This is a genomic window from Streptomyces sp. NPDC006624 (assembly GCF_040611555.1).
Lineage (GTDB): Bacteria > Actinomycetota > Actinomycetes > Streptomycetales > Streptomycetaceae > Streptomyces.
The window spans coordinates 95,063-110,747 of sequence record NZ_JBEXOM010000022.1; the positions used below are offsets into that span (position 1 = coordinate 95,063).

Sequence of the window (15,685 nt, forward strand, 5' to 3'; positions counted from 1 at the left end):
GTCACGACCGCTTCCGTGCGCGCCGCGGTGCATCAGTGTCGCCTTGAGCTGCGTTCCCTCCCCCCTGCCCCATTGCCTCCCCAAGGAAAGGGAAGATGCGGGATCATGTCTGGCATGACCGAGGTGTCCTCGCTCACAGGGCGGCTGCTCGTGGCCACGCCCGCCCTGGCGGACCCGAACTTCGACCGCGCGGTGGTGCTGCTCCTCGACCACGACGAGGAGGGCTCGCTCGGTGTCGTCCTCAACCGGCCCACCCCGGTGGACGTGGGGGACATCCTGGAGGGCTGGGGCGACCTGGCCGTCGAGCCCGGTGTCGTCTTCCAGGGCGGCCCGGTGTCGCTGGACTCGGCCCTCGGTGTCGCCGTCGTCCCCGGCGGCGCGACCGGGGAGGCGGCGCCGCTGGGCTGGCGCCGGGTGCACGGCGCGATCGGCCTGGTCGACCTGGAGGCCCCGCCCGAGCTGCTGGCCTCCGCCCTCGGCTCGCTGCGGATCTTCGCCGGGTACGCCGGCTGGGGCCCGGGCCAGCTGGAGGACGAGCTGGTCGACGGCGCCTGGTACGTGGTCGAGTCGGAGCCCGGGGACGTCTCCTCGCCGGCCCCCGAGAGGCTCTGGCGCGAGGTGCTGCGCCGCCAGCGCAGCGAGCTGGCGATGGTGGCCACGTATCCGGACGACCCTTCGCTCAACTGATGGGTGTGAGCTTCAGTACCCTTGGGCCTATGAGCACTCTCGAGCCCGAGCGCGGGACTGGTACGGGGACCCTCGTAGAGCCGACGCCGCAGACCTCCCACGGTGACGGTGACCACGAGCGCTTCGCCCATTACGTCCAGAAGGACAAGATCATGGCGAGCGCCCTCGACGGCACCCCCGTCGTGGCGCTGTGCGGCAAGGTCTGGGTTCCGGGCCGCGACCCGAAGAAGTACCCCGTGTGTCCCATGTGCAAGGAGATCTACGAGTCCATGGGTGCCGGCGGCGACGACAAGGGCAAGGGCGACAAGTAGGCCCGGTCCGCCCGGCGTAAGGCCTCCAGGGTGCGTTTCGCGCGCCCTGGGGGCTTTTGTGCTGTTCGGGCGTTGCGCAGGGCGCGTCCGCCGGTCACAGAGTGGTTGAGACCTCTTGTGGGCGTGTTCCCCGAGTCCCTAGCCTCCGGGGTGTTGTGCACAGCGAAACATTCATTGCGCATGTTGCAACACACTCGGAGGAGCGCTCCATGAAACTGCCCGTCCGTCTCGCCGGTCTCACCGCGCTCGCCGCCCTGGTGGCCACCGCGTGCGCGCCCCAAAGCTCAGGCGACACCTCCTCCGGCAAGGACGAGAAGTCCGGCACGCTGCGCGTGTGGCTCTTCCAGGAGGTCGGCAACGCCCCCAAGGAGAAGGTCGTCGACTCGGTCGTCGCCGGCTTCGAGAAGGCCCACGCGGGCACCGAGGTGGAGGTCGAGTACATCCCGGTCGAGACCCGCGCCCAGCGCGTCAAGGCCGCCTTCAACGACCCCTCCTCCGCTCCGGACGTCATGGAGTACGGCAACACCGACACGGCCGGCCATGTGAAGGACGGCGGACTCCTCGACGTCACCGGCGCGTTCGGCGACTGGAGCGAGGCGAAGGACACCGACCCGACCGCCAGGCGCTCCGTGACGGTCGACGGCAAGGTCTACGGCGCGCCCTTCTACGTCGGCGTCCGCGCCCTGTACTACCGCACGGACGTCTTCCGCGAACTGGGCCTGAAGCCCCCGGAGTCGATGGACGAACTGGCCTCGGCCGCCCGGACGATACGCGCCGCGAAGCCCGGCCTGTACGGGCTGGCGGTCGGCGGCGCCTACACCTACGGCGCGCTGCCGTTCGTATGGGCCCACGGCGGTGAACTCGCGGACCGCGAGGGCGGTTCGTACACCTCCGCCATCGACAGCCCGGCGGCGCGGAAGGGCATCGAGGCCTACACCTCCCTGTTCGGCGACGACAACTGCCCGGCCGCGAAGTGCGCGGGCATGGGCGGCAACGACACGGTCTCCGCGTTCGCCGCGGGCAAGGCCGGCATGGCGATCGGCGGCGACTTCAGCCACGCCGCCGTCGAGGCCGGGAAGGTCAAGGGCAAGTACGCCGTCGTCCCGCTGCCGGGCGTGAAGTCCGGCTCGATCGCCCCCGCCTTCGCGGGCGGCAACAACATCGGCGTCCTGAAGAGCACCTCGCACCGCACGCTCGCCGTCGACCTGATGAAGCGGCTCGCCTCCAAGAAGACGCAGGGCGAACTCTTCGACGCGATGGGCTTCCTGCCGACCTTCACGGACGTGCGCCGGCAGGCCGCGGCCGAGGAGCCGTTCGTCAAGCCCTTCGTCCGGACCCTGTCCGCCGGCACCGCGTTCGTGCCCGCGTCCCCCGCCTGGGCGCAGATCGACTCCCAGCTCGTCCTGCCGACGATGTTCCAGGAGATCATCGCCGGCAAGAAGGACGTGGCCGGCGCCTCGGAGGCCGCCGCGCGGAAGATGGACAGCGCGTTCGGCTCCGCCGGGTGAGCCGGATGGATCACCGCACCGGGACGGCCGGGGCCGACCCGGCCGGCGCGCCCGCCGTGGCCGCCCCCGCGGGCGGCCCGGCGACGGGCCTGCCGCGTTCGCCCGCCGCGCGCGGGAAGGGCCCCGCGCCCGGCCCCCGCGCCCGGCGGCCCGCACCGCGCGGCGGCGGCGCGGGCCGGACCGGGCGCACCTCGGGCGGCTGGACGCCCTGGCTGTATCTCGCGCCCGCGCTCGTCGTCCTCGGCGGGCTGCTCGTCTACCCCATCTACCAGCTCGGCCTGATCTCGCTCTTCCGGTACACCCAGGCGCAGGTCAGCGGCGGCGAGCCGGCCACCTTCGAGGGATTCGGCAACTACGCCCGGCTGTTCGGGGATCCGGAGTTCTGGCAGGTGCTGCTGGCCACCGTGCTGTTCGCGGCGGCCTGCGTGGTCTCCACCCTCGCGGCCGGCTGCGCCCTCGCCGTGCTGCTCACGCGGGTGCGGGCCGTACCGCGGCTCGCGCTGATGCTGGCGGCCCTGGGCGCCTGGGCGACCCCGGCCGTGACGGGCTCCACGGTGTGGCTGTTCCTGTTCGACCCGGACTTCGGCCCGGTCAACCGGATCCTGGGCCTCGGCGACCACGCCTGGACGTACGGCCGGATCAGCGCCTTCTTCCTCGTCCTGCTGGAAGTGGTGTGGTGCTCCTTCCCGTTCGTCATGGTGACGGTGTACGCGGGCATCCGCGCCGTACCGGCCGAGGTGCTGGAGGCCGCCGCCCTCGACGGCGCCTCGCAGTGGCGGATCTGGCGGTCGGTGCTCGCCCCGATGCTCCGGCCGATCCTGGTCGTCGTCACCATCCAGTCGGTCATCTGGGACTTCAAGGTCTTCACCCAGATCTACGTCATGACGAACGGCGGCGGCATCGCCGGCCAGAACCTGGTCCTCAACGTCTACGCCTACCAGCAGGCCTTCGCGTCCTCGCAGTACGGCCTCGGCTCCGCGATCGGCGTCGTGACACTGCTGATCCTGCTCGCCGTCACGCTGGTCTACCTGCGGCTGCTGCGCAGGCAGGGGGAGGAACTGTGAATCTTCCGCGCGTCCGTGTGCGCCGCCCGGGGCGCCTGGCCGCCGAGGCCTCCGCCCTGCTGATCGCGGCCGTCGTCGCCTTCCCCCTGTACTGGATGGTGCTCAGCGCCTTCAAACCGGCCGGGGAGATCGAGTCGAGCCAGCCGCGGCCGTGGACCCTCGCGCCCTCCCTGGATTCCTTCCAACGGGTCTTCGGGCAAAGGGAATTCGGCCGTTACTTCCTCAACAGCCTGCTCGTCGCGAGCGGTGTCGTGATCGCCTCCGCGCTGATCGCGTTTCTCGCCGCGACCGCCGTGACGCGATTCCGCTTCCGCCTCCGCACAACGTTGCTGATCATGTTTCTGGTGGCCCAGATGGTGCCCGTGGAAGCCCTCACGATCCCGCTGTTCTTCCTCATGCGGGACTTCGGCCAGCTGAACACCCTGGGTTCGCTGATCCTGCCCCACATCGCCTTCTCGCTGCCCTTCGCGATCTGGATGCTGCGGGGGTTCGTGAAAGCCGTTCCGGAGGCACTGGAGGAAGCCGCGTACATCGACGGGGCGAGCCGGGCGAGATTCCTCTGGCAGATCCTTTTCCCGCTCGTCCTGCCGGGGCTCGTGGCCACCAGCGTGTTCTCGTTCATCTCCGCCTGGAACGACTTCCTCTTCGCCAAGTCGTTCATCATCAGCGACACCTCGCAGTCGACCCTGCCGATGGCCCTGCTGGTCTTCTACAAGCCCGACGACCCGGACTGGGGCGGCGTCGTGGCCGCGTCCACGGTGATGACGATTCCCGTCCTGGTCTTCTTCGTACTCGTACAGCGGCGCCTGGTCTCCGGACTGGGCGGAGCGGTGAAGGACTGACGTGACCCCTGAGACGCCGAAGCTGATTCCGGCCCCCCTGAGCGCCGAGACCGCAGGCGGGCCGGGCTTCCCGCTCGACGCCGCGACCGGAGTCGAGGCGGGCCCCGGCGCCGAGCGGACCGCGCGGTGGCTGCGGACGGCCGTGGGCGCGGCGACCGGCCTGCCGCTGGACCCGGCGGCCGGTGACGCCCGGCGCGTCCGGCTGCGCATCCGGCCGGACCTCGAAGGGGACGAGGCCTACCGCCTCACGGTGGACGCCGAGCGCGTCCTCATCGAGGGCGGGGGACCGGCCGGGGTGTTCTACGGCGCCCAGACCTTTCGTCAGCTCCTCGGCCCCGACGCCTTTCGCCGCGCGCCGCTCCACGCCGGGCGGGTGTGGGAAGTACCGGCCGTCACCGTCACCGACGCGCCCCGATTCCGCTGGCGGGGTCTCATGCTCGACGTCGCCCGGCACTTCATGCCCAAGGAAGGCGTTCTGCGGTACCTCGATCTGATGGCGGCGCACAAACTCAACGTCTTCCACTTCCACCTGACGGACGACCAGGGCTGGCGCATCGAGATCCGACGCCATCCCCGCCTGACCGGGATCGGCTCCTGGCGGGCCCGCACGAAAACCGGCCACCGCGCCTCGCCCCTGTGGGAGGAGAAGCCGCACGGCGGCCACTACACCCAGGACGACATCCGGGAGATCGTCGCCTACGCCGCCGAGCGGCATATCACCGTCGTCCCCGAAATCGACGTACCCGGCCACTCCCAGGCCGCCATCGCCGCGTACCCGGAACTCGGCAACTCCGACGTCGTCGACACCTCCGCCCTCTCCGTCTGGGACACCTGGGGAATCAACCCCAACGTGCTCGCCCCCACGGACACCACCCTGCGCTTCTACGAGGGCGTCCTCGAGGAAGTGCTGGAGCTGTTCCCCTCACGGTTCGTCCACATCGGTGGCGACGAGTGCCCGAAGGACCAGTGGCGGCGGTCCCCGGCCGCCCAGGCGCGCATCCGGGAACTCGGGCTCGCGGACGAGGACGCGCTGCAGTCGTGGTTCGTCGGGCACTTCGACGCGTGGCTGACCGCGCGCGGGCGCCGGCTGATCGGCTGGGACGAGATCCTGGAGGGCGGCCTGGCCGAGGGCGCGGCGGTGTCCTCCTGGCGCGGCTACGCGGGCGGGATCGCCGCCGCCCGGGCCGGGCACGACGTCGTCATGTGCCCCGAGCAGCAGGTGTACCTGGACCACCGTCAGGCGCCGGGCCCCGACGAGCCGGTACCGATCGGGTGGGTGCGCACCCTGGAGGACGTCTACCGGTTCGAGCCCGTTCCCCCGGAGCTGACGCCCGAGGAGGCCCGGCACGTGCTCGGCACCCAGGCCAACCTGTGGACCGAGGTGATGGAGGACCAGGGGCGCGTCGACTACCAGGCGTTCCCCCGGCTCGCGGCCTTCGCCGAGGTCGCCTGGAGCGCCCTGCCCGCCCCCGCCGAACGGGACTTCGCCGGCTTCGAGCGCCGGATGACCGCCCACTACCGGCGGCTCGACGCCCTGGGCGTCGCCTACCGGCCACCCGCGGGACCGCTGCCGTGGCAGCGGCGCCCCGGGGTGCTCGGCCGCCCCCTCGACGGCCCGCCGCCGCACCGGTGACGGCGGGCCCCCGGGTACCGAACAGCTCGAACAGGCCACGGAAAAAGCGCACAAGGGTCACCGAAAGTGCCAATCGCCACGCACCGGTGAACCCGTGCGAAAACGGACCATCTCCCCGATGAGGTGGGCGAATGCCTCCTAGTGGACCCGTGTCCTCGGCCCTCACCAAGATGTGCCAGAGTTGCCACGTCCGCCCTGTCAGCACGTACCGTACGGCAGCACAGGTGGGACCAGGTGGGGCAGCGGGAAGGGGCAGCCGGTTTGACCACGCACGCACCGCAGGCGGCGCAGGCCGTCACGCTGCCCACGACGCTGGACGAGGCCGTCGCGGCGCTCACCGCCGTGCCGGCCGCCGTGCCCGTCGCGGGCGGCACCGACCTGATGGCCGCCGTCAACTCCGGGCAGCTCAGGCCCGCCGCGCTGGTGGGCCTCGGGCGGATCAGCGAGATCCGCGGCTGGCAGTACCAGGACGGCCACGCGCTGCTCGGCGCGGGCCTCACGCACGCGCGCATGGGCCGCCCCGACTTCGCGGCCCTGATCCCGGCGCTCGCCGCCGCCGCGCGCGCCGCCGGACCGCCGCACATCCGCAACGCGGGCACCCTGGGCGGCAACATCGCCTCCGCCGCCCCCACCGGCGACGCGCTGCCGGTGCTGGCCGCCCTGGAGGCGACCCTGATCATCGCGGGCCCCGCCGGAGCCCGCCGGGAGATCCCGGTCTCGCACCTGCTGGCCGGGATGGACCTGCTGCGCCCCGGCGAGCTCATCGGCTACGTGCGCGTGCCGCTGCTGCACGCCCCGCAGGTCTTCCTGAAGGCGACCGGCCGCACCGGCCCGGGCCGCGCGGTCGCGTCCGTGGCGCTGGTCCTGGACCCCGCGCGCCGGGGTGTGCGCTGCGCGGTGGGCGCCATAGCGCCGATGCCGCTGCGCCCCCTGGAGGCCGAGCAGTGGGTCGGCGGCCTCATCGACTGGGACAACAACCGCGCGCTCGTCCCCGAGGCCCTGAGCGCCTTCGGGGAGTACGTCGCCGCGGCCTGCATCCCCGACGCGGCCCCGGGTGAGGACGGCTCCGTACCGCAGCTCCCGCCCGCCGTACTGCACCTGCGGCGCACCGTCGCCGCGCTGGCCCGACGAGCACTGGGGAGGGCGCTGTCGTGACCGACGACCAGCACGGAGAGGGCACGCCCCGGAGCGGCAGCCGCTGGGACCCGCTGCCCCAGGGCGAGTACGACGACGGCGCCACCGCCTTCGTGGAACTGCCCGAGGGGGGCGTCGACGCCCTGCTGGCCGCCGACAGCCCGCTCGCCGCGCCCGGCCACGGCTACGTCCCGCCGCAGATAACGGTCGCCCCCGCCACCACCGCCGGCACCGACCCGGCGGCCACGGGCGCGTGGCCGGTGCCCGGCGCGCCCGCCGACGGCGCCCAGTGGCACGACCCGCACGCCGCGCACCAGCAGCAGGGCCACGACACCGGGGAGCAGCCGTACGGCACTCCCGACGCGCCCTACGGCACGCCGTACGGCTCCGGCGCGCCGGAGGGGCAGCACGGCGGGAACGACCGCTTCACGTACAACCCGGGCGGCACCGGGCAGTGGGACTTCGAGGACGCCTCGGCGGCGCGGACCGCGCCCGGTCATGACGTGACCGGACAGTGGTCCATCCCCGTCGCCGGGGGCGACCTTCCCGACGAGTCGGGCGAGTTCACCACGTCCTCCCTGGTCGAGCAGTGGGGCGGCACGCCGCCGGCCACGCTCCCGGGCGGTGCTGCCGCGCCCTGGGCGGCCCAGGCGGCCGGACAGCCGTGGGGGCAGCAGACCGGGCAGGAGCAGGCCGGGCCCGGGTACCCGCAGGGCCACGAGCAGGGCGGGCAGCCGGGACCCGAGCAGCCCTACGGGCACGCCGAGCACGGGCACGAGCAGCCCGGCGCCGCCGGACCCGCCACCGGATACGCCCCGGACCGGACCTCCCATCACCCCGACGGGCACCTGCCGTACGCGACGGGCCCGGGCGAGCCCGGACAGCCGACGGACGGTCACGCGCCCGGCGCACCCGGGCACGCCGGACACGCCGCCCAGCAGTCCGAGCAGCCCGAGCAGTCCACGCCCGGCCACGCGCCGGAGCACCCCGGCTTCGACGACTCCGCGGCGGGCGCGCGGCACGCGCGCCCCGCAGGTCACGGGCAGCACGCGCCGTCCGGCTTCGCCGACGACGCGCCGGAGCGGCCGGACACGCCAGGCTCCGCCCCCCGGCAGGCCGGTTTCGGCGACCACGGCCCGCAGCAGCCCGGTTTCGACGGCCACGGCGCGCCGCCCTCCGGCTTCACCGGCCCGGGAGCGCAGCCGACGGGCACGCCCGGTCACGCGCCGGAGCAGCCCGGGCCCGCCGGACACCCGGCCGGACGCCCCGATTCCGCCCTCCATCTTTCGCAGCACCCGGAGCACGGACAGCACGCGGAGCACGGACAGCACGCGGACCACGGGCAGCCCCCGGAGCACGGGCAGCCCCCGGAGCACGGGCAGCACGCCGAGCAGGCGCAGCACCCGGACCACGGGCAGCACTCCGAGCACGGCCAGCACTCCGAGCACGGCCAGCACCCCGAGTACGCCGGTCCCGCGGCGTCCCCCCAGCCGTACCCGTCGTCGGCGCCCGCGGAGGCCGCCCTGCCCCCGCAGAGCGGTCAGGCGTCCTCACAGTCCTCACAGCCCGCTCCCGGGCCCGGTGAGCCCGGCGGTGACGCCACAGAGGCCGCGCAGGACCCCGGCGGCCCTGCCGAGGCCTCCGCCCAGCCCGCCGCCGAGCCTCCGGCCGACCAGCCCGCCGAACGGTCCGCCGAGCCCCATGAGGCCCCGGCGGACGCGGAGGAGGAGCCCGAGCAGGACGCCGCCGACGGCGAGACGCCCGGCGCCCCGGACGAACCCGCCCCGGACGAACCCGCCGCGGACGGCCCCGGGACGGACGAGGCGTCCGCCGGGCCGCCCGACGAGGCCGCCGCCCCCGACGGGCCGGCCGCCGGCACAGCCCCCGGCGCATCCCTCGCCTCCGCCCAGGAGGAACACCCCCTCGCCTCCTTCGTCCTGCGCGTCAACGGCGCCGAACGGCCCGTCGCCGACGCCTGGATCGGTGAGTCCCTGCTGTACGTGCTGCGCGAGCGGCTCGGGCTCGCGGGCGCCAAGGACGGCTGCTCGCAGGGCGAGTGCGGGGCGTGCAACGTCCAGGTCGACGGGCGGCTCGTCGCCTCCTGCCTGGTCCCGGCGGTGACCGCCGCCGGCAGCGAGGTGCGCACCGTCGAGGGCCTGGCCGAGGACGGGCAGCCGTCGGACGTGCAGCGGGCGCTCGCCCGCTGCGGCGCCGTGCAGTGCGGCTTCTGCATCCCCGGCATGGCGATGACCGTGCACGACCTGCTGGAGGGCAACCCCGCCCCCACCGAGCTGGAGACCCGCCAGGCGCTCTGCGGCAACCTGTGCCGCTGCTCCGGCTACCGGGGCGTGGTGGACGCCGTCAAGGAGGTCGTGGCCGAGCGCGAGGCACACGGCGGACCCGCCGAGGGCGACACCGACGAGGCCCGCATCCCGCACCAGGCGGGCCCGGGCTCCGGTGGCGTGAACGCGTCGGCCTTCGGAGCGCCCCCGGAACCGCACGGCACCGAACCGCACTCCGAACCCCATGACCAGTCCTACGGCCAGGACGGAGGCCAGGCGTGAGCAACGAAGCAGCCACCGCGCAGGCCGCGGAGGCCGCCCCCGCCCCGGAGCCCCTTCCGCACGGCCTCGGCGCCTCGCTCCCGGCCGCCGACGCCCGTGCCAAGACGGAGGGCACCTTCCCGTACGCCGCCGACCTGTGGGCCGAGGGCCTGCTGTGGGCGGCCGTGCTGCGCTCACCGCACCCGCACGCGCGCATCGTGTCGATCGACACCACGCACGCGCGCGAGATGCCCGGCGTGCGCGCCGTCGTCACCCACGAGGACGTGCCCGGCAACCCGCTGCACGGCCGCGGCACGGCCGACCGCCCGGTCTTCGCCTCCGAGGTCGTGCGCCACCACGGCGAGCCCATCGCCGCCGTCGCCGCCGACCACCCCGACACCGCGCGCATGGCGGCGGCCGCCGTCATCGTCGAGTACGAGGTGCTCGACCCGGTCACCGACCCGGAGCAGGCCTTCGAAGCCGAGCCGCTGCACCCAGACGGCAACCTGATCCGGCACATCCCGCTGCGCCACGGCGCCCCGGAGGCGGCCGGCGAGATCGTCGTCGAGGGCCTCTACCGCATCGGCCGCCAGGACCCCGCGCCCATCGGCGCCGAGGCCGGGCTGGCCGTACCGCGCCCGGACGGCGGCGTGGAGCTGTACCTGGCCGCGACCGACCCGCACGCCGACCGCGACGCGGCCGCCGCCGCCTTCGGCCTGGAACCCGAACGCGTCAAGATCGTCGTCACCGGCGTCCCCGGCGCCACCGCCGACCGCGAGGACCAGGGCTTCCAGCTCCCGCTCGGCCTGCTGGCGCTGCGCACCGGCTGCCCGGTGAAGCTCACCGCCACGCGCGAGGAGTCCTTCCTCGGCCACACCCACCGGCACCCCACCCTGCTGCGCTACCGCCACCACGCCGACGGCGAGGGCAGACTCGTCAAGGTCGAGGCGCAGATCCTGCTCGACGCGGGCGCCTACGCCGACACCTCCGCCGACGCCCTGGCCGCCGCCGTCGCGTTCGCCTGCGGCCCCTACGTCGTCCCGAACGCCTTCATCGAGGGCTGGGCCGTCCGCACCAACAACCCCCCGTCCGGCCATGTGCGCGGCGAGGGCGCCATGCAGGTCTGCGCCGCCTACGAGGCGCAGATGGACAAGATCGCCAAGAAGCTCGGCCTCGACCCGGCCGAGGTGCGGCTGCGCAACGCCCTGGCCACCGGCGACGTCCTGCCGACCGGCCAGACCGTGACCTGCCCGGCCCCCGTCGCCGAACTCCTGCAGGCCGTCCGGGACTTCCCGCTGCCGCCGCTGCCCAAGGACACCCCCGAGGAGGAGTGGCTGCTGCCCGGCGGCCCCGAGGGCGCGGGCGAACCGGGCGCGGTGCGCCGGGGCGTGGGCTACGGCGTGGGCATGGTGCACATGCTCGGCGCGGAGGGGGCCGACGAGGTCTCCACCGCGACCGTGAAGGTCCACGACGGCGTGGCGACCGTGCTGTGCGCGGCCGTCGAGACCGGCCAGGGCTTCACCACCCTGGCCCGGCAGATCGTCCAGGAGACCCTCGGCGTCGACGAGGTGCACGTGGCGCCCGTCGACACCGACCAGCCCCCCGCGGGCGCGGGCTGCCGCGGCCGGCACACCTGGGTGTCGGGCGGTGCGGTGGAGCGCGCGGCCAAGATGGTCCGCACGCAGCTCCTGCAGCCCCTCGCCCACAAGTTCGGCATGTCCACCGAGCTGCTCCAGATCACCGACGGCAAGATCACGTCGTACGACGGCGTCCTGTCCACGACCGTCACCGAGGCGCTGGACGGCAAGGAGCTGTGGGCCACCGCCCAGTGCCGTCCGCACCCGACCGAGCCGCTGAACGAGGCCGGCCAGGGCGACGCCTTCGTGGGCATGGCCTTCGCCGCGATCCGCGCGGTGGTGGACGTCGACATCGAGATCGGCTCCGTGCGGGTCGTGGAACTGGCCGTGGCCCAGGACGTGGGCCGGGTCCTGAACCCGGCGCAGTTGGCGGCCCGTATCGAGGCGGGCGTGACCCAGGGCGTCGGCATCGCTCTCACGGAGAACCTCCGTACGCCCCGCGGCCTGATCCGGCACCCCGACCTGACCGGCTACGCCCTCCCGACCGCCCTCGACGCGCCCGACATCCGCATCGTCCGGCTGGTCGAGGAGCGGGACGTGGTCGCGCCCTTCGGCGCGAAGGCGGTCAGCGCGGTGCCGGTGGTGACGTCCCCGGCGGCCATCGCGTCCGCCGTCCGGGCCGCGACGGGCCGCCCCGTGAACCGGCTGCCGATCCGCCCGCAGGCGGCGGTGGTCACGGAACGGTCCTGACCCCGTGCTGCACGGGGTGGTCCTGGTCACCGGGATCATGGCGGCCGGCAAGTCCACGGTGGCGCAGGCCCTGGCGGACAGGCTGCCGCGGTCCGCGCACGTGCGCGGCGACGTCTTCCGCCGGATGATCGTCTCCGGCCGCGAGGAGCACGTCCCCGGCGGCGGGCCCGGGGCCGCGGCGCAACTCCGGCTGCGGTACCGCCTGTCGGCGGCGACGGCGGACGCCTGTGCGGAGGCGGGGTTCACGGCGATCGTCCAGGACGTGGTGCTGGGCGAGGAACTGAGTGCCTACCCGGCCCGGGTGCGCACCCGCCCGCTGTACGTGATCGTCCTCGCCCCCCGCCCCGACGCGGTGGCCGCGCGGGAGGCGGAACGCCCCAAGACGGGGTACGGCGCCGGCTGGTCCGTCGGCCTGCTGGACGAGGCGCTGCGCACCCGGACCCCGCGCATCGGACTGTGGCTGGACACCTCGGAACTGACGGTGCCGGAGACGGTCGAGGCGATTCTGGCGGAAAGGGAACGCGCGAGGGTCGTCTGAGCGTCCTGTGAGGTGGACGCACCGCCGTCACCGGACGCGTGTCGCCGCTCCGGGGCGTTGTCAGTGGCCGGGCGTAGTGTTCTGGGCAGTGGGGGACGGCTGCCGGGCCCGGGCGGGCGGTGCGCCGTGCGCCACCAGGGGATGGTGAGCGATCACATGCGGGGGAGCCCATGAGTACGACCGACGCCGGTCCGGTGACGATCACCCTGACCGAGGCCGAGCTGGACCCGTGGGTGACGCACGCCTCGACGCGGCACTGGCTGACCGGCCCCGGACTGCCCGGGGACAACGGCGTGCTGAGCTTCGCGGAGCTGCGCCGTGAGGGCCTGCGCACGGTCGCCGACTCGACGGGCGGCGCGGAGGACCGGCTCGCGGCGGAGCTGCGCGAGCAGTTGGTGATCGGGGGGCTGCTGGGCCCCGGCGGCCTGCCGACCGAGTCGGTCCTGCTGGACGGCGCGACGGGCGAGATCTCCACGACGTACTTCCTGCACGACCGCCCCGACCTGATGGGCCGCCGCCCCCTGGCCCCCTCGCTGCGGACGCTGGTGCGCTTCGCCGAGGCGACGGACGAACTGGCGGGTCTGCGCGGCCAGTTCGCCTCCTACGCGGGCCGCCACGGCCTCAAGGCGGTGGCGGAGGCCTCCCAGCACCTGCTGGCGGTCTTCCGCGACGGCGCGGACGGCGAGCCGGCCCCGTTCTGGAAGATGGCGGCGCTCATCCGCCCCCTGTCCCTGGTCGCGGGCCGCGGCGGCGCCTCCGGCCTCTCCCTGGACCTCCCGCACCGCCTGCTGGACCAGGAGTTCGGCCCCGGCAAGGTGGCCCGCTTCGAGGACGTCGACTTCCCCTCGGCCCTCACGCACGAGCCGACCCGCCGCTTCCTGTGCCAGGTGGGCCTGCCGGAGGAGGCGTTCGTCTTCTCCCTGGACACGGACGGCCCCCCGCCGACCCTGGCCGAGTACTACGCGGACGCCGGCACCCCGGCCGCACTGCCCCCGCACGCCGGCCGCCTGCTGCGCCTCGGCCACCTGGCCGAGGACCACAGCCTGGTCGTCGACGGCGCCACGGGCGCGGTCCTGAACTGGAGCGAGCCCGAGGCGACGCTGTACCCCCTCAACACGGACGTCTCCACCCTCGCCTTCACCCTCTGGCTCCTGCACCGGGAGCGGGCCATCGACGCCGGCTCGTCCCACGAGCTGACGACCGACGCGTACGACCAGCTGGCCATGACGATGCTCCAGGTCCTGTCGACGGTCGACCCCACGGGCGTGACGACGGGCCACCCGGCCCGCCACTACTGGACGGACGCGTTCCAGGACGGGGCGGGCGGGGTGCTCTGACCTCCGCCACGGGGGAGTAGGACCAAGGTCTCGGTCCCGGACCGTCCCCGGACAGGGGTAAAAGGGTGCTGCGGGCCTTACGCTGGCCGTCATGCCCGATTCCCAGCCGCGTGACGCGGATGTCGTTGATGCCGTCGCCGACGCCGATGCCGTCGGGCCGCCCCCGGCCGCCCGGGGCGGCGGCGAGAGTGTGCTGGGGCGCAGCCATCGGGCCCTGAGCATCGGGATCGTCTCCGTGGTGCTGCTCATCGCCTTCGAGGCGACGGCCGTCGGTACGGCGATGCCCGTGGCCGCGCGGGAGCTGGACGGGATCCCGCTGTACGCGTTCGCGTTCTCCGGGTACTTCACGACCAGCCTGTTCGGGATGGTGCTCGCCGGGCAGTGGTCGGACCTGCGCGGACCGCTCGGGCCGCTGACGACCGGCATCGCGTCCTTCGGGGCCGGGCTGCTGCTGTCCGGGACCGCGGGGGCGATGTGGGTGTTCATCCTGGGGCGGGCCGTGCAGGGGCTCGGCGGCGGGCTGGTGATCGTCGCCCTGTACGTCGTCGTCGGGCGGGCCTATCCGGAGCGGCTGCGGCCCGCCATCATGGCGGCGTTCGCCGCGGCCTGGATCGTGCCGTCGATCGTCGGCCCCCTCGCCGCCGGCACGGTGACCGAGCAGCTCGGCTGGCGGTGGGTCTTCCTGGGGATCCCCGTCCTCGTCCTGCTGCCGCTCGCCTTCGCCCTGCCGCAGATACGGCGCCGGGCGTCCGGGCCGGTGGGGGAGCCGGGTGAGCCGGATTCCTCCGGCACCAGGGCCTCCTTCGACCGCCGCCGCATCCGTCTCGCCCTCGCCATCTCCCTCGGCGCCGGGCTGCTCCAGTACGCCGCCCAGGACCTGCGCCCGCTGTCCCTGCTGCCCGGCGCGGCGGGCGTCGCCCTGCTGGTGCCGGCCGTGCTCGGGCTGCTCCCGCGCGGCACGTACCGGGCGGCCCGCGGGCTGCCCTCCGTCGTGCTGCTGCGCGGTGTGGCCGCCGGGTCGTTCATCGCCGCCGAGTCCTTCGTGCCGCTGATGCTCGTCACCCAGCGCGGACTCAGTCCGACCCTGGCCGGGTTCTCGCTCGCCGCTGGCGGCGGGACGTGGGCGCTGGGCTCGTGGGTGCAGTCGCGCTCGCGCGTGGAGCCGTACCGGGAGCGGCTGACGACCGCCGGGATGCTGCTGGTGGCGGCTGCCGTCGCCACCGCGCCGAGCGTGCTGATCGACTCCGTGCCGGTGTGGACCGTGGCCGTCGCCTGGGGCTTCGGCTGCTTCGGCATGGGGCTCGTCATCTCCTCCACGAGCGTGCTGCTGCTCAAGCTCTCCGCCCCGAAGGAGGCCGGCAGCAACTCCGCCGCCCTGCAGATCTCCGACGGCCTCTCCAACGTCGTCCTGCTCTCCGCCGGAGGCGCCGCCTTCGCGGCCCTGGGCGGCGGCACGGTGTCCCACGCCACCGCCCACACCACGGGTTCGCACCCGGCCGCCTTCGCCGCGGTGTTCCTGCCGATGGCGGCGGTGGCGCTGGCCGGGGCGTGGGTGTCGACGCGGCTGCGGGAGCGCGGCTGAGGCGGCGCGGTGTCGACGAGGCTGAGGGAGCGCGGCTGAGGCGGCTCGGTCCGGGCAGCACCGGCCGTGACCGGCGGGAAACCGGTCACTGTGCCGTGATCGCCGGGAAACCGGTCGCCCTGCCGTGATCGGCGGGAAACCGGTCGCCGTGCCGTGACCGGCGGGAAACCGGTCGCCGT

General features: G+C 74.3%; 12 protein-coding genes. All 12 read left to right on the forward strand.

Features of this window, described 5'->3' with window-relative positions:
* Positions 1-114 precede the first annotated feature (114 nt).
* The 12 genes from ABZY20_RS30965 (at position 115) to ABZY20_RS31020 (ending at position 15,506) form a co-directional block, all read left to right on the forward strand.
* Entirely contained in the window at positions 115-687 is a 573-nt protein-coding gene (locus ABZY20_RS30965) for a YqgE/AlgH family protein (RefSeq protein ID WP_356445776.1), read from the forward strand.
* A gap of 29 nt (positions 688-716) precedes the next feature.
* Positions 717-998 carry a DUF3039 domain-containing protein gene (locus ABZY20_RS30970; RefSeq protein WP_073931595.1) on the forward strand — a complete coding sequence of 94 codons (282 nt, stop codon included), beginning with the start codon at positions 717-719 and terminating at the stop codon, positions 996-998.
* 209 nt (positions 999-1,207) lie between these two features.
* On the forward strand, positions 1,208-2,506 hold the full coding sequence (locus tag ABZY20_RS30975) for an extracellular solute-binding protein (protein ID WP_356445778.1): 1,299 nt from the start codon (positions 1,208-1,210) through the stop codon (positions 2,504-2,506).
* A gap of 5 nt (positions 2,507-2,511) precedes the next feature.
* Positions 2,512-3,570 (forward strand): sugar ABC transporter permease, encoded by a 1,059-nt coding sequence (locus tag ABZY20_RS30980; protein WP_356445780.1) that lies wholly within the window; start codon positions 2,512-2,514, stop codon positions 3,568-3,570.
* Positions 3,567-4,412 (forward strand): carbohydrate ABC transporter permease, encoded by an 846-nt coding sequence (locus ABZY20_RS30985; RefSeq protein WP_356445782.1) that lies wholly within the window; start codon positions 3,567-3,569, stop codon positions 4,410-4,412. Before ABZY20_RS30980 ends, ABZY20_RS30985 begins: the two co-directional genes overlap by 4 nt.
* 1 nt (position 4,413) lies before the next feature.
* Positions 4,414-6,045 (forward strand): beta-N-acetylhexosaminidase, encoded by a 1,632-nt coding sequence (locus ABZY20_RS30990; RefSeq protein WP_356445783.1) that lies wholly within the window; start codon positions 4,414-4,416, stop codon positions 6,043-6,045.
* Between the two features lie 261 nt (positions 6,046-6,306).
* Positions 6,307-7,200 carry an FAD binding domain-containing protein gene (locus ABZY20_RS30995; RefSeq protein ID WP_356445785.1) on the forward strand — a complete coding sequence of 298 codons (894 nt, stop codon included), beginning with the start codon at positions 6,307-6,309 and terminating at the stop codon, positions 7,198-7,200.
* Positions 7,197-9,743 carry a 2Fe-2S iron-sulfur cluster-binding protein gene (locus ABZY20_RS31000; RefSeq protein WP_356445787.1) on the forward strand — a complete coding sequence of 849 codons (2,547 nt, stop codon included), beginning with the start codon at positions 7,197-7,199 and terminating at the stop codon, positions 9,741-9,743. Before ABZY20_RS30995 ends, ABZY20_RS31000 begins: the two co-directional genes overlap by 4 nt.
* On the forward strand, positions 9,740-12,049 hold the full coding sequence (locus tag ABZY20_RS31005) for a molybdopterin cofactor-binding domain-containing protein (protein ID WP_356445789.1): 2,310 nt from the start codon (positions 9,740-9,742) through the stop codon (positions 12,047-12,049). The genes ABZY20_RS31000 and ABZY20_RS31005 overlap by 4 nt, the downstream gene beginning before the upstream one ends.
* Positions 12,050-12,056: 7 nt before the next feature.
* Positions 12,057-12,587 carry an AAA family ATPase gene (locus tag ABZY20_RS31010; protein WP_356445845.1) on the forward strand — a complete coding sequence of 177 codons (531 nt, stop codon included), beginning with the start codon at positions 12,057-12,059 and terminating at the stop codon, positions 12,585-12,587.
* A gap of 170 nt (positions 12,588-12,757) precedes the next feature.
* A complete protein-coding gene (locus tag ABZY20_RS31015; RefSeq protein ID WP_356445791.1) occupies positions 12,758-13,924 on the forward strand; it encodes an SUKH-4 family immunity protein in 1,167 nt (388 codons plus the stop codon).
* Between the two features lie 91 nt (positions 13,925-14,015).
* Positions 14,016-15,506 carry an MFS transporter gene (locus ABZY20_RS31020; protein WP_356445793.1) on the forward strand — a complete coding sequence of 497 codons (1,491 nt, stop codon included), beginning with the start codon at positions 14,016-14,018 and terminating at the stop codon, positions 15,504-15,506.
* Positions 15,507-15,685: the final 179 nt, after the last annotated feature.